This window comes from Bordetella genomosp. 5 (assembly GCF_002261315.1).
Taxonomy (GTDB): Bacteria; Pseudomonadota; Gammaproteobacteria; order Burkholderiales; family Burkholderiaceae_B; genus Bordetella.
In genome coordinates this window covers 635,885-650,228 of sequence record NZ_NEVP01000011.1, presented here as the reverse complement: position 1 = coordinate 650,228, position 14,344 = coordinate 635,885, and the positions used below count along the sequence as shown (strand labels likewise).

The window sequence follows — 14,344 nt, the reverse complement described above, 5'->3', positions numbered from 1 at the left end:
CATCCCGAACAGGACCGTGAAACGCCTTCGCGCCGATGATAGTGAACATTCGTTTGTGAAAGTAGGTCATCGTCAGGCTTTTATTGCTCAAAACCCCACTGGCTCACGCCAGTGGGGTTTTGTCTTTGGGGCGACGCTTTACGTCATGCGCTGCGCGACCAGCTCTTGAGATCGGCCGGACGACGGCTCCTCGCTCATGTTGGCTCGCTGAGCTGCAAGGACCAGGCTCAGGCTCGTTTCAAGGGCACGGTGGGCCTCATCGTGCGGTGGTGACGGTGAGGACGTGTGAAGCGCCTGGCCGCGCGGTTGCGTCGGCATCGGCGCGGGTCCCGCCGGTGGGATCGGGGCCCCTTCGGGACCGCCGTTTCGTGCCCCTGGCAAGTGCGCGTTCCCTATTAACAACGGGCCTGATCCGACATGCCCGGCGCCCCGGTTGTGCTCTTATTGTGCGGTAAGATTGACTGAACTTATTCGATGGAGCAGTTATCGTGAGCGATTCCCAGATCCCCCCGCCGATTAGCACCGGCTCGACCGGCCCGGACCTGCGTACGCTGACCCACATTGCCTACGGCCTGTTCGCCGTCGGCTATCTGACGAGCGGATTTCTGTGGGTGGCCACCATCGCCGCCGTGGTGTTGATGTACGTGAAGCGCTCGGATACCGCGGGTACCCTGTACGCGCAGCACTTCGACTGGCTGCTGCGCACCTTCTGGTGGTCGCTGCTGTGGCTCGCCATTTCCGCCATCCTCACCTTGATCGCGATCGGCTGGATCGGCGTCGTGATCACCGTGGCCTGGGTCGCCTATCGTGTCATCCGCGGATGGCTGGCGCTCCATTCAGGCACCGTGCCGTCGACCTGGCACTGATGTCACGGCCTCGGACGAGGCAACGACAGACGCAAAACCGGCCTCAGGGCCGGTTTTGTCTTTTGGGCGGTGTGCGACGCACATGAGGGCCCTGGCAAGCCACGCACGGGATTCCATGCTCAGCGTCGTCCGGAGCAAACCACGCAGGACATGCAGCGCGCGAGCCGGACTGTGGTGGTGCCTCGAACTCGTCGTGGGCGCGTCGGTGCGTAGCGGTTCGGAAAGAAAGTTTGTTGCGCGCGCAGCGAAGTCCGATGCGACGATCATGACGTGGCATCGCGGATGTGTATGTACCGCGGGAACGAAAGTTGCCCATGCACTACCGCGCGCGGCCACGTCCGAGCACACGCGTCTGGACAGGTCGGGATCCGGTCTGGAGGCGTGCTGATGGGGAATGCGGGGGATGTGGCTGCGCGCGCTCTGGGCGGCTGCGGAGTGGTCCGCAGCGAAACGTACGGATGAGGCGTACGTTTCGCGCTACGCCGCCAGGACTGGAGCGGCGAGCGTGTCGGGGTAGGGACGTACGAGGTACGCCCTAACCTGGATCACTTGAGGTGGGCGTTGACCAACTTGGTCAGTTCGAACATCGTGACCTGATCCTTGCCGAAAATCGGGCGCAGCTTGGCATCAGCGTTGATGTTGCGCTTGTTGCTTGCGTCTTGCAGGTTGTGAGCCTTGATGTAGTCCCAGATCTTTTTGGTGACCTCGGTGCGCGGCACGGCTTCCGAACCGATGACGGCAGCGAGCTCGGCGCTGGGGGTCAGGGGCTTCATGAACGCGGCGTTCGGTTTGCGCGGAGTCGCGGTTTTGGAGGGTGTGGCCATAATGCGGCGCTCCTTCTCTGAGATTGTTGGAAAAATGTGTCCTGCGGGCCGCAGCATAACGTGTCTCTACAGTAAAGACAAAGGCATTTATCCTCTGTAGCAACTAAAATCAGGCCTCGAACTCCGCCTATCGCACCCAGTGTAACCTGCCCATGTACGCACGCTCAGCACTTGAATCCATACGGCTTTTTCATGACGAACTGACGGCATTGCGCCGTGACCTCCATGCCCATCCGGAGCTGGGTTTCGAAGAGGTACGTACCTCCGGCATCGTGGCCGGGCAGCTCGAGGCGCTGGGCATCGAGGTGCACCGTGGGATCGGCAAGACCGGCGTGGTGGGCGTGATTCGTGGCCGTGGCACCAGCAGCGGCCGCATGATCGGACTACGCGCCGACATGGACGCGCTGCCGATGGCAGAAGACAACGACTTCAGCCATAAGTCGACCAAGCCCGGACTGATGCACGGTTGCGGCCATGACGGCCACACCGCGATTCTGGTGGGCGCGGCGCGCTATCTGGCCAAGACGCGCAACTTCGATGGCACGGCCGTGTTGATCTTCCAGCCCGCCGAAGAAGGACGCGGCGGCGCCAAGGCCATGATCGACGACGGTCTGTTCGACACCTATCCCTGCGACGCGATCTATGCCCTGCACAACTGGCCCGGTCTGCGTCCGGGGACTGTGGGCGTGAATCCCGGACCGATGATGGCCGCGGCCGACCGGTTTGAAATCACGATCCAGGGGCGCGGCGGCCATGGCGCGCATCCCTACCAGACCATCGATCCGGTCACGGTCGCGGGCCATCTGATCACGGCACTGCAGACGATCGTGTCGCGCAATGTGAATCCGCTCGACTCCGCCGTGCTGTCGATCGGTTCGTTGCAGGCCGGCCATCCGGGCGCGATGAGCGTGATCCCGCGAGAGGCCAGGATGGTGGGCACCGTGCGCACCTTCCGCAAGTCCGTGCAGGAGATGGTCGAGACACGCATGCGCGAGTTGGCGACCGCGATTTCGCAGGCCTTCGGCGCGACGGCCGAGGTCAATTACGAACGCATCTACCCGGCGACGCTCAACACGCCGCAGCACGCGGTGCTGGTGGCGGACATCGCCACGGAGATGGTCGGCAAGGAAAACGTGGTGCGCGATCTCACCCCGTCGATGGGCTCCGAGGATTTTTCCTTTATGCTGCAACAACGGCCGGGCGCCTATTTCCGCTTGGGCCAGGGCGGTGCGGAGTCCGGCTGCGTGCTGCACAACTCGCATTTCGATTTCAATGACGCGGTGATCCCGCTGGGCAGCGCGATGTTCGCCGCGCTGGCCGAGCGCGGCATGCCGCTGGCCGAGTAACGGCCCCTTTACTCATGTCCATTCAGCAAATGACTCAACTCACGATCACCCGTCCCGACGACTGGCACCTGCATCTGCGCGACGGTGCCGCCCTGGAGGCCGTGGTCGGCGATACGGCGCGTCAGTTTTCGCGCGCCATCATCATGCCCAACCTGAAGCCGCCGGTCACGACGACCGAGCAGGCGTTGGCCTATCGTGCGCGCATCGACGCCGCGCTGCTCAAGGCGGGCGGCGATCCCAAGGCGTTCACGCCGCTGATGACGCTCTATCTCACCGACAACACGCCTGCCGCCGAGATCGAGCGCGCGCATGCGTCGGGTCAGGTTTATGCCGTCAAGCTGTACCCCGCGGGCGCCACCACCAATTCCGACGCGGGCGTCACCGATCTGCTCGGCAAGTGCGCGCCGGCGCTGGCCGCGCTCGAGAAGTGCGGCATGCCGCTGCTGGTGCATGGCGAAGTGACCGATCCCGGCATCGACGTGTTCGATCGCGAGGCGGTGTTCATCGACCGCGTGATGATCCCGCTGCGTCGCGCGTTCCCGGCCCTGAAGGTGGTGTTCGAACACATCACCACCAAGGATGGCGCCGAGTACGTGCGCGATGCCGAGGGCCCCATCGCCGCCACGATCACGCCCCAGCACATGCTCTATAACCGCAACGCGATTTTCCAGGGCGGCGTGCGTCCGCACTGGTACTGTCTGCCGATCCTGAAGCGCGAAACGCACCGGGTGGCGCTGGTCGAGGCCGCCACGGGCGGCAGCCCGCGTTTCTTCCTGGGTACCGACAGCGCACCGCATGCGCGTGGCCTCAAAGAACACGCGTGCGGCTGTGCCGGCTGCTACACCGCGCTGCACGCGATGGAGCTTTACGCAACGGCGTTCGATCAGGTGGGTCGCATCGATCGCCTCGAGGGCTTCGCCAGCTTCCATGGCCCGGACTTCTATGGCCTGCCGCGCAACACCGGCACGCTGACGCTGGTGCGCGACAGCTTCGCGATTCCGGAGGCGCTGCCGTTCGGCGACACGTCGCTCGTGCCGCTGGCCGCCGGCGAGACCTTGCCCTGGCGCGTCGCGGTCTGACGCTTGCCCCGCAATGAAAAACGGCCTGCGCGTTTGCGCAGGCCGTTTTTTTTGCATGGTGCTTGCGCGCGGGCTCAGGCGCCCGCGGCGTTCTTCGCTTCCAAGGCTTCCCAACGAGCGAACTTTTCTTCGAGCTCGCTCTCGATCCGCTTCAATGCCGCGTTGACCTCATCGACTTCCTGCGGCGCGTCGCGATACAGGCTGCCATCGGCGAGCTTGCCGGCCAGCGTGGCCTGTTCCGCTTCGAGGGCGGCGATGGCGTCGGGCAGGGCCTCGAGCTCACGGAGCTCCCAGCTGTTGATCTTGGCCGTGCGTGCGGGCTTGGGCTTTGCCGGCGCGGGCGCTTTGGGGGCCGCGGGCGCGGCCTTCGGCGCCTCGACAGGCTCGGGGCGCTGGGCCACCCACTCGTCGTAGCCGCCGACGTAGTCGCGCCAGCGGCCATCGCCTTCGGCCGCGATGGTTTGCGTGACGACGTTGTTGAGGAAGGCCCGATCGTGGCTCACGAGCAGGACGGTGCCGCTGTATTCCTGCAGCAGTTCTTCGAGCAGCTCGAGCGTCTCGATGTCGAGGTCGTTGGTGGGTTCGTCGAGCACCAGCACGTTGGCCGGGCGCGCAAACAGCCTGGCCAGCAGCAGGCGGGCGCGTTCGCCGCCCGACAGGCTCTTGACCGGCGAGCCGGCGCGGGCGGGCGAGAACAGGAAGTCGCCGAGATAGGTCATCACGTGCTTGCGCGTGCCGCCGATCTCGATCCATTCGCTGCCCGGATTGATGATGTCGACCAGGGAGGCTTCTTCGTCGAGCTGGGCCCGCATCTGGTCGAAATAGGCGACTTCGACGTTGGTGCCCATGCGCACGCTGCCGCTGTCTGGCTCGAGCTGGCCCAGGATCAGCTTGAGCAGGGTGGTCTTGCCGGCGCCGTTGGCACCGATGATGCCGATGCGGTCGCCGCGCAGAATGGTGGTCGAGTAGTCGCGCACCACCGTGCGGTCGCCGAACGTCTTGCTCACGTCGTTGAGCTCGGCGACCATCTTGCCGGAGCGTTGGCCTTCGGCCAGCGCCAGATTGACGTCGCCGACGCGCTCCCGGCGTTCGGCGCGCTCGACGCGCAGTCTCTCGAGGCGGCGCACCCGGCCTTCGTTGCGGGTGCGGCGGGCTTCCACGCCCTTGCGGATCCAGACCTCTTCCTGCGCCAGCAGCTTGTCGAAGCGGGCCTGCTCGAGGCGCTCGGACTCCAGCCACTGCGCCTTGCGCTCCTGCCACTGACTGAAATTGCCGGGGAAGCTGAGCAGGCGCCCGCGATCCAGTTCGACGATGCGGGTGGCGATGGCGTCGAGAAAGCGCCGATCGTGGGTGATGATGATGGCCGCGCCTTTCCAGTTGCGCAGTAGGCTCTCGAGCCAGGCGATGCCCTCGAAGTCGAGGTGGTTGGTGGGCTCATCGAGCAGCAGCAGGTCGGGTTCGTCGACGAGGGCGCGCGCCAGCGCGACGCGCTTGCGGGTGCCGCCCGACAGGCCGGCGATCAAGGCGTCGGCCGGAAGCCCCAGCTTTTCGAGGGCGGCGCGCACGCGCGAGGGGCGCTGCCAGTCTTCGGGGTGCAGATCCGGGGCACAGACGGCGTCGTAGACGGTGAGCGTGTCGTCGAGCTGGGGTTCTTGTTCGACCGTGACCACGCGCAGGCCCGACATGCGCGCGATGTCGCCGTCGTCGGGTTGGTTGCGGCCATCGAGCAGGCGCAGGAGCGAAGACTTGCCGGCGCCGTTGCGGCCGATCAGGCCGATACGCTCGCCCTCCTGGATGGAGAAGTCGGCGTGGTCCAGCAGCGGGTGGTGACCGAAGGCCAGTTGGACGTCGGTAAGCGAGATCAGGGTGTTGAGAGCCATGTAGCGCAACGCTTGGAGAATGACCCGTATTGTCGCAGGAACCGGGGCCCGCACGGGCGCGTCCGCCATTTAGTCTAAAATGCGCCGGCGAGGTGGGTCGGGCAATCGCGGTGGCGCAAGCCATCGAGGAAGGTCTGGACTCCACAGGGCGGGATAGCGGCTAACGGCCGTCCGGCGAACTGGCGGCTTGTCCGTCAGCGAAGCCGAGGAACAGGGCCACAGAGACGAGTCTGCGGAGCGGGCGCGAAAGCGCACCGGCACGGCCATCTCCGTGCTGAGCCGTCCGGCAACGGGCGGCGGCGTCGCAGGGTGAAACGCGGCAACCTCTATCCGGAGCAACATCAAATAGGCATGCGTACGGTCTTCGGACCGGGAAGGGCGGCTCCGTCCGAGCATGCGGGTAGGTGGCATGAGCGCGTCAGCAATGGCGCGCCTAGAGGAATGATTGCCCGCCGGGGTCACCCGGCGTACAAAATCCGGCCTATAGACTCACCTCGCAACTCCCCCCAGATCCGGAAATTTCTTTGCACCGTCCTGGCGCAGTCGCCCCGACACGCGCGAATTTCCAGACATTGACGGCATTGCCCCCCGAGAGCGGCGCTTTAAATGCCGCAGATTCTTCACGCAGGACTTTGAGATGTAGCTGCAAGCTGCTGATTTCACAGCATCTTTTGATGCGGCCCATTTTTACAATTTGGCCTAAGTCCTTGTTGTGATTGAAAAAATTGCAACCTCCAGCTTGACCCGTCTATGCCGTTCCCGTAGAGTGGGAAATAGTAGGAAATTGTGCAATTAAGTGGGGCAAAACGGGTGTTTCAAGGAAGCAGTGCGCTCACAATGGATGCGAAGGGACGGATCTCGATTCCGACCCGGCATCGTGACGCCCTGGTTTCCCAGGCTGAAGGCCGCCTGACACTCACCCGCCACCCCGACGGCTGTCTGCTGGTGTATCCGCGCAATGAGTGGGAAAAGAAGCGCGAGCAGATTGCCGCCTTTCCCATGACGGCTCGGGGCCTGCAACGGCTGTTGCTGGGCAACGCCCAGGACGTGGAGATCGACGGTTCCGGCCGGGTTCTGATCGCGCCCGAACTGCGCAACGCTTCCGGTATGACGCGCGACGTGATGCTGCTCGGTATGGGCACGCACTTCGAGCTCTGGGATGCCGCTTCCCTGGCCCGCCGCGAGGCGGAGGACCTGGCACAGGGAATGCCGGACGTGTTGAACCAGTTTTCGTTCTGAAACCGCTATGGAATTCGAGCATCGGCCCGTCCTGCTGGAGCCGACGGTGGACGCCTTGTTGCAGCCAGATTTTGGCGGCAAGGGAGCGAGCCGCCAGCGTGCACCCGCCGACACCGCGACCGACGCGCGCGCCGAGCGCGGCGTCTTCGTGGATGGCACGTTCGGTCGGGGCGGTCACAGCCGCGAGCTCTTGAGCCGGCTGGGTGCGCAGGCCCGTCTGTTTGTTTTCGACAAGGATCCTCAGGCGATCGCGGTGGCGCAAGCGCTGGCCGCCGCGGACGCCCGGGTGACAGTGGTGCATGGGGGCTTTGCCACCATGACCGAGGAATTGACGGCGCGCGGCATCGACAAGGTCGATGGCGTGATGCTGGATCTAGGCGTGTCATCGCCCCAGATTGATGATGCCGAGCGTGGCTTTTCGTTTATGCGAGACGGCCCGCTCGACATGCGTATGGATACGAGCCGCGGCCCCACGGTCGCGGAGTGGCTGGCAGAAGCCAGTGTGGACGAGTTGCGGGAGGTCATCGCAGATTATGGCGAAGAACGGTTTGCTTTTCAGGTTGCAAAGGCGATTGCTGCTCGCCGCGCAACACGGCCGCTGCGCACCACGCTCGAGCTTGCCGAGTGCGTCGCCAGCGCCGTCCGCACGCGCGAAAAGGGGCAGCATCCGGCCACACGCACCTTTCAGGCTCTACGGATTTACATCAATCGGGAGCTCGAAGAGCTCGCGCGCGCCCTCGCGTCAGCTCTAGAGCTGCTCGCGCCTGGGGGGAGGTTGGCGGTGATCAGTTTCCACTCGCTGGAAGACCGCATGGTCAAGCAATGCATCGCGGCGGCCGCCCGGCCGGGCGCGGTGCATGCTCGTCTGCCCCTGCGCGAAAGCGAAATGCCCCAACCCGTGGTGCGCTCGCTGGGCAAGGTCGTGGCTTCCGATGAAGAGGTCGCCGGCAACGCGCGTTCGCGTTCCGCCATTCTCCGTGCCGCCGAACGCACCACCACGCCGCTGTCGGGCGACGGCGGCGCCGCCTTCGTGAACGCCATGAAGGTCCCCGGCGAGCCTGCCGCTGGCCGGGGGAGGCGCCGCTGATGGGCCGAGCCAGCCTGATCGTCGCCGCGCTGCTGATGCTGTCCGCCATTTCCCTGGTGACCAGCCGCTATCAGTCGCGCCAGCTCTTCATCGAGCTGGGACGGGGTCAGGCCGAGGCGCGTGATCTCGACACCAACTGGCGTCGGCTTCAACTCGAGCGCGCCGAGCTGGCACGCAATGCCCGCGTGGATCATGCCGCGCGCGAAGAACTCAAGATGATCCCGATCGTGCCCGATCGCACGATCTATATGAATCAACCCCAGTCGGCGGCCGGAGGCGCGCAATGAAGCGTGTGCCGTTCTTCGACAACCCCGTGCTGCGCGGGCAGTTGCCCATGTGGCGCGCCCGGCTCGTGCTGATTCTGCTGTTCTGCGGATTCGTCGTGCTCGCGGGGCGCGCGCTGTTTCTGCAGGGCATCTCGACCGAGTTCCTGCAGCAGCAGGGCGAGCGGCGCTACGAGCGCACGCTGACGCTGTCGGCCACGCGCGGCAAGATCCTCGATCGCAACAACGTCGTGCTGGCATCGAGCGTGCCGGCGCGCGCCATCTGGGCGATTCCCGAAGACGCCCGCCAGGCCAGCCCCGAACAGCTGAACGTGCTGTCCAAGCTGCTCGACACGCCGATTTCCGAGCTGCGCCGCCGCCTGGCCGACGAAGACCGCAACTTCGTCTACCTGAAGCGTCAGGTGCCGATGGAAGTTGCGGAAAAGATCAAGCAGCTTGCGATGCCGGGCGTGCATCAGCAGCCCGAGTCGCGCCGCTATTACCCCGAGGGCGAGGTCACGGCGCACATCGTCGGCTTCAACAACGTGGAAGACAAGGGGCAGGAGGGCGTCGAGCTCACCTTCAATCAGCAGTTGGAAGGCCGCCCGGGCACCCGCCGCGTCATCAAGGATCGCCTCGGTCGCGTGATCGAAGACGTGCAGGCCGTGACGCTGCCGGTGGATGGCCGCGATCTGCGTCTGTCGATCGACACGCGCCTGCAGTATCTGGTTTTCAAGGAGCTGCAGGTCGCGCTCGACAAGCACCAGGCCCGCGCGGCCACGGCCGTCGTGCTGGACGTGCACACGGGCGAGATCCTGGCGCTGGCCAGCCTGCCTTCGTTCGATCCGAACAATCGCGAAACTTTCCAGATGGCGTCGCTGCGCAATCAGGCGATCACGGACACGTTCGAGCCCGGCTCGATCATGAAGCCGTTCACGGCCGCGCTGGCGCTGGATCTGGGCCGCATCACCACCAACACGCAGTTCGAAACCGGCAATGGCCGATTCCAGTATCAGGGCTCGACGATCAGCGACGTGAGCCGTAACGGCACGCTCGACGTGGCCGGCGTGCTGCGCAAGTCGAGCAACATCGGCATGACCATGATCTCCGAGAAGCTGCAGGCCAAGGAGATGTGGGATCGCTTCACCGAGCTCGGCCTGGGCCAGGCGCCCCAGCTGGGTTTCCCGGGCGCGGCGCCGGGACGTCTGCGTCCCTGGGACCGCTGGCGCCTGATCGAGAAAGCCACGATGGCGTACGGCTACGGGCTGTCCGTCTCGCTGCTGCAGGTGGCGCGCGCCTATACCGTGTTTGCGCGCGACGGCGACATGGTGTCGCTCACCCTGGTGCGGCGCGATAGCGATCCCACCAGCGTCAAGATCTACAACCCCAAGACCGCCGCGATGGTGCGCGCGATGCTGGAAGCGGCCGCCGGCCCGGATGGGGCCAAGGCCGCTCAGGTCCAGGGCTACCGCGTGGCCGGCAAGAGCGGCACCGCGCGCAAGATCGTCGACGGCAAGTACAGCACCCAGCGTTATCGCAGTTCGTTCGTCGGCTTCGCGCCGGTTTCCAATCCCAAGATCATCGTGGCCGTGTCGATTGATGAGCCCAAGGTGGGCGGTTATTACGGTGGCGCGATCGCGGCACCGGTGTTCTCCAGCATTACCGGCGGCAGCCTGCGTCTGATGGGCGTGCAGCCCGACGCGCCGTTCGAGTCCACCATCGTGGCCGGCGTGCCGGAAGGGGGCGCGCGATGAGTCAGCCGTTCAACGCGCTGGTGCGAGTCCTGGCCGAGCCCGGCGCGGCCGAGCCGCACGTGACCTGGCTGCGCGAGCGTGCCGTCGGCACGGCGCACCTGCGTCTGGATTCGCGCGACGTGGCAGCAGGCGACGTGTTCGTCGCCTGCGCCGGACTCGCCAGCGATGGCCGTCTCTATATAGAACAGGCCCTGGCGGCAGGCGCCGCCGCGGTTCTGTGCGAAGCCGAAGGCGCGCCCGAGCGGGCCGCCGATGACCGGGTCCGTCCGGTGGCGAACCTGCGCGGAATGCTCGGCGAGCTGGGCGACCTCTGGTACGGCCAGCCCTCGGCCAAGCTGACCGTGGTGGCCGTGACCGGCACCAATGGCAAGACCTCGTGCGTGCATTGGCTCGCGCAGGCGCTGACCCGCATGGGCCGGCCCTGCGGCAGCATCGGCACGCTCGGCGCATTGCTCCCCGGCGGTGAATCGCTGGGCGGGCATCTGACCACGCCCGATGTGCTGAGCCTGCACCGCCTGCTGGCCGCGATGCTCGCGTCCGGCGCGCAGGCCGTGGCGATGGAGGCCTCCTCGATCGGTATCGAGCAGGGCCGCATGGACAACGTGCGTCTGTCCGCCGCCGGCTTCACCAATCTGACCCGCGACCATCTCGATTACCACGGGACGATGGAGCGCTACGAACAGGCCAAGGCCGCGTTGTTCCGCTGGCCGGGGCTGCGCGCCGCCGTCGTCAATGTCGACGATGCCGCGGGCCAACGCATGCTGGCCAGTCTGCCCGCCACCCTGCGCGTGGGCTATTCCGTGCAGGATGTGCCGGCGGATCTGCTGGCGCGTGATCTGCAGGCCACGTCGCACGGACAAGTCTTTACGCTGGTCACGCCCGAGGGCGAGGCGCAGATCGTCACGCGTCTGCTGGGCAAGCACAACATCTCCAATCTGCTGCTGGTCGCCGGCATGCTGCTCAAGCTGGGCTGGCCGCTGTCGCAGGTCGCTCGCGAGCTGGCTGCCGCCACCCCGGTGGACGGTCGTCTGCAGGCCGTGCCCACTCCGGCGTTGCCGCAGATGTCGCCGGCCACGTCCGGCCCGCTGGTGGTCGTGGACTACGCGCACACCCCGGACGCGCTCGCCCGCGCGCTTGCCGCGCTGCGGCCGCTGGCCCAGGCGCGCGGCGGTTCGCTGACCTGCCTGTTCGGTTGCGGTGGCGATCGCGACGCCGGCAAGCGCCCCGAGATGGGCCGCATCGCCGCCGACCTTGCCGACCGCCTCGTCGTCACCAGCGACAATCCCCGCAGCGAGGCGCCGCAGGCCATCATCGATCAGGTGCTGGCCGGCGTGCCGCGCGCGACGCGCGCGGTGGCGCAGGTGGACCGCGCGCGCGCCATCCTCCAGACCGTGTGGGCCGCCCATGCGGACGACGTAGTGCTGCTGGCCGGCAAAGGCCATGAAACCTATCAGGAAATCGCGGGCCGCAAGCTCACGTTCGACGATCGTGAATGGGCGCGCGCCGCGTTGCTGCTGCCGCATGTGGCGGGCGTGAGCACCGATACGCGCAGCGTCGGCGCCAACGAGTTGTTCGTGGCGCTGGTGGGCGAGAGTTTCGACGGTCACGATTACCTGGCGCAGGCTCAGGCCGGCGGCGCATGCGCCGCCATCGTCGCGCATCCTGTGGCGGGCAGCTCGCTCACGCAGCTGGTGCTCGGCGATACCAAGCTCGCACTCGGCCGCATCGGCGCCGCGTGGCGCGCGCGTTTCAAGTTGCCCGTGATCGCCGTGACCGGCAGCAACGGCAAGACGACGACCAAGGAAATGATCGCCGGCATGCTGGCCGACTGGCAGGGCGAAGACGCCCGCCTCGCGACCGCCGGCAATTTCAACAACGAAATCGGTGTGCCGCTCACGCTGCTGCGTCTGCGCGCCCGCCATCGCGCCGCGGTGTTCGAGCTCGGCATGAACCATCCGGGCGAGATCGCTTATCTGTCGGAGATGGCGGCGGCGACGGTGGCGCTGGTCACCAACGCGCAGCGCGAGCACCAGGAATTCATGGTCACGGTCGAAGCCGTGGCCCGCGAAAACGGCGCGGTGATCAGCGCGCTGCCGCCGGACGGCATCGCGGTGTTTCCGGGCGACGAGCCCTACACCGGCATCTGGGAAGCGCTCGCCGGCTCGCGCCGCATGCTTCGCTTCGGCCTGCAGCCGGGGCTGGACGTGTACGCCGAGCAGATCGAGGCGGATCCCGATTTCACGCGCTGCCAGGTGATCACGCCGCTGGGCCAGGCCCAACTGGTGCTGCCGTTGCCCGGCCTGCACAACCTGCGCAATGCGCTGGCGGCCATCGCCTGCGCGCTCGCCGCGGGCGCGCCGCTCACGAGCGCGCTGCGGGCGCTCGAAGGTTTTGAAGCGGTCAAAGGCCGCATGCAGCGCAAGAAATTGAGTGACGGAACGCTGCTGATCGACGACACCTACAATGCGAACCCCGACTCGGTTCGCGCCGCCATCGACGTGCTGGCGCGACTGCCCGGTCCCCGTGCCCTCGTGCTCGGCGACATGGGCGAAGTGGGGGACAACGGGCCCGCCATGCATAGCGAGGTGGGCGCATATGCGCGCGATCACGGGATCGACGCGTTGATCACGCTGGGTGACGCCAGCCGGACGGCCGCGGCCGAGTTCGGTACGGCGGCGCACGCCTGCGCATCGGTAGACGAAGTCATCGCCGCACTGCGCGGCGCACGCCCGTCCAGCGTATTGGTAAAAGGTTCGCGCTTTATGCGCATGGAGCGGGTTGTGAAGGTTTTGAGTACCGAAGGCGGCCAGGGGCCGCAGGGCCAGGGAGGCGAGCATGCTGCTTGAGATCGCCCGCTGGCTTTCCGATGATGTGCGCGCCATTGGCGTGTTCGAATACATCACCTTGCGCGCCGTGCTGGCGTGCGCGACAGCCTTGCTGATCGGTCTCGTGGCCGGTCCCAAGGTGATTCGCAAGCTCACCGAAATGAAGATCGGCCAGGCCGTGCGCGCCTATGGCCCGGAATCGCACCTGGTCAAGAACGGCACGCCCACGATGGGCGGTGCGCTGATCCTGATCTCGATCGCCATCAGCACGCTGCTGTGGGCGGATTGGACCAACCGCTTCGTCTGGGTGGTGCTGCTGGTCACGTTCGGCTTCGGCTGGATCGGCTGGATGGACGACTACCGCAAGGTGGTCCATCGCGATCCCGAGGGCATGCCGGCGCGTCAGAAATTTTTCTGGCAGGCCACGATCGGTCTGATCGCGGCGGTCTACCTGGCTTTCGCCGTGTCGGCGCCGGCCAACACCGAGCTGTGGCCGCTGTTCAAGGCCTGGGTGGCGAGCGGCTTCACGATGCCGTTGCCGACCCGCGCCGACTTGATCGTGCCGTTCTTCAAATCGGTCAGCTATCCGCTGGGCGTGCTGGGCTTCGTCGCGCTCACCTGGGCGGTGATCGTGGGCACCAGCAATGCCGTGAACCTGACCGACGGCCTCGACGGCCTCGCGATCATGCCGACCGTCATGGTGGGCAGCGCGCTGGGCATATTCGCTTACGTGGTGGGCCGCGTCGATTACTCCAAATACCTGCTGTTCCCGTATATCCCGGGGGCGGCCGAACTCATGGTGCTATGTGCGGCGATCGGGGGCGCGGGACTCGCGTTCCTCTGGTTCAACGCCTATCCCGCGCAGGTGTTCATGGGCGATGTCGGCGCGCTGGCGCTGGGCGGCGCGCTCGGCACCATCGCCGTGATCGTGCGTCAGGAGATCGTGCTTTTCATCATGGGCGGCGTATTCGTGGTCGAAACGCTCTCCGTGATGATGCAGGTGACATGGTTCAAGTACACGAAGCGCAGATATGGCCAGGGCAGGCGGATATTCCGCATGGCGCCGCTGCACCACCATTTCGAGGTGGGCGGCTGGAAGGAAACCCAGGTCGTGGTGCGTTTCTGGATCATCAGCATGATGCTCGTGCTGATTGGTCTGTCCACTCTGAAGTTGCGTTGAT

The 14,344-nt window shown here is 66.0% G+C and carries 11 protein-coding genes and 1 other RNA gene; 10 read left to right on the top strand and 2 right to left on the bottom strand.

Going from position 1 to position 14,344, the window contains the following annotated elements; translation table 11 throughout:
* The first annotated feature begins 461 nt into the window (after positions 1 to 461).
* Positions 462 to 866, top strand: coding sequence for a DUF4870 family protein (locus tag CAL25_RS20060; protein WP_094803223.1), 405 nt, complete (start codon positions 462 to 464; stop codon positions 864 to 866).
* Positions 867 to 1,411: 545 nt separating this feature from the next.
* On the opposite strand, the gene CAL25_RS20055 is transcribed toward CAL25_RS20060, so the two are convergent.
* A complete protein-coding gene (locus CAL25_RS20055; protein ID WP_094803221.1) occupies positions 1,412 to 1,690 on the bottom strand; it encodes an SWIB/MDM2 domain-containing protein in 279 nt (92 codons plus the stop codon).
* Between the two features lie 152 nt (positions 1,691 to 1,842).
* Between CAL25_RS20055 and CAL25_RS20050 the strand changes: the two genes are divergently transcribed.
* The gene (locus CAL25_RS20050) at positions 1,843 to 3,036 is read left to right on the top strand and encodes a M20 aminoacylase family protein (protein ID WP_094803219.1); all 1,194 of its coding nucleotides are present in this window, start codon (positions 1,843 to 1,845) and stop codon (positions 3,034 to 3,036) included.
* A 14-nt stretch (positions 3,037 to 3,050) separates the two neighbouring features.
* Entirely contained in the window at positions 3,051 to 4,115 is a 1,065-nt protein-coding gene (gene pyrC / locus CAL25_RS20045; protein ID WP_094803217.1) for a dihydroorotase, read from the top strand.
* Between the two features lie 74 nt (positions 4,116 to 4,189).
* Here pyrC and CAL25_RS20040 read toward each other — a convergent pair whose 3' ends face one another.
* Positions 4,190 to 5,995 (bottom strand): ATP-binding cassette domain-containing protein, encoded by a 1,806-nt coding sequence (locus tag CAL25_RS20040; protein ID WP_094803340.1) that lies wholly within the window; start codon positions 5,993 to 5,995, stop codon positions 4,190 to 4,192.
* Between the two features lie 89 nt (positions 5,996 to 6,084).
* Here CAL25_RS20040 and rnpB point away from each other — a divergent pair.
* From rnpB to mraY, 7 genes are all read left to right on the top strand, one after another.
* Positions 6,085 to 6,495: RNase P RNA component class A (gene rnpB, locus CAL25_RS20035), an RNA gene on the top strand.
* Between the two features lie 310 nt (positions 6,496 to 6,805).
* Entirely contained in the window at positions 6,806 to 7,234 is a 429-nt protein-coding gene (gene mraZ / locus CAL25_RS20030; protein WP_094803215.1) for a division/cell wall cluster transcriptional repressor MraZ, read from the top strand.
* 7 nt (positions 7,235 to 7,241) lie between these two features.
* Positions 7,242 to 8,321, top strand: coding sequence for a 16S rRNA (cytosine(1402)-N(4))-methyltransferase RsmH (gene rsmH, locus CAL25_RS20025; protein WP_094803213.1), 1,080 nt, complete (start codon positions 7,242 to 7,244; stop codon positions 8,319 to 8,321).
* Positions 8,321 to 8,608: a cell division protein FtsL gene (gene ftsL, locus CAL25_RS20020; RefSeq protein ID WP_094803211.1), complete on the top strand. Its 288-nt coding sequence runs from the start codon at positions 8,321 to 8,323 to the stop codon at positions 8,606 to 8,608. Before rsmH ends, ftsL begins: the two co-directional genes overlap by 1 nt.
* Positions 8,605 to 10,338 (top strand): peptidoglycan D,D-transpeptidase FtsI family protein, encoded by a 1,734-nt coding sequence (locus tag CAL25_RS20015; RefSeq protein ID WP_094803209.1) that lies wholly within the window; start codon positions 8,605 to 8,607, stop codon positions 10,336 to 10,338. The genes ftsL and CAL25_RS20015 overlap by 4 nt, the downstream gene beginning before the upstream one ends.
* The gene (gene murF / locus CAL25_RS20010) at positions 10,335 to 13,184 is read left to right on the top strand and encodes a bifunctional UDP-N-acetylmuramoyl-L-alanyl-D-glutamate--2,6-diaminopimelate ligase MurE/UDP-N-acetylmuramoyl-tripeptide--D-alanyl-D-alanine ligase MurF (protein WP_094803207.1); all 2,850 of its coding nucleotides are present in this window, start codon (positions 10,335 to 10,337) and stop codon (positions 13,182 to 13,184) included. Before CAL25_RS20015 ends, murF begins: the two co-directional genes overlap by 4 nt.
* Positions 13,174 to 14,343, top strand: coding sequence for a phospho-N-acetylmuramoyl-pentapeptide-transferase (gene mraY, locus CAL25_RS20005; RefSeq protein WP_094803205.1), 1,170 nt, complete (start codon positions 13,174 to 13,176; stop codon positions 14,341 to 14,343). Before murF ends, mraY begins: the two co-directional genes overlap by 11 nt.
* Position 14,344 lies beyond the last annotated feature (1 nt).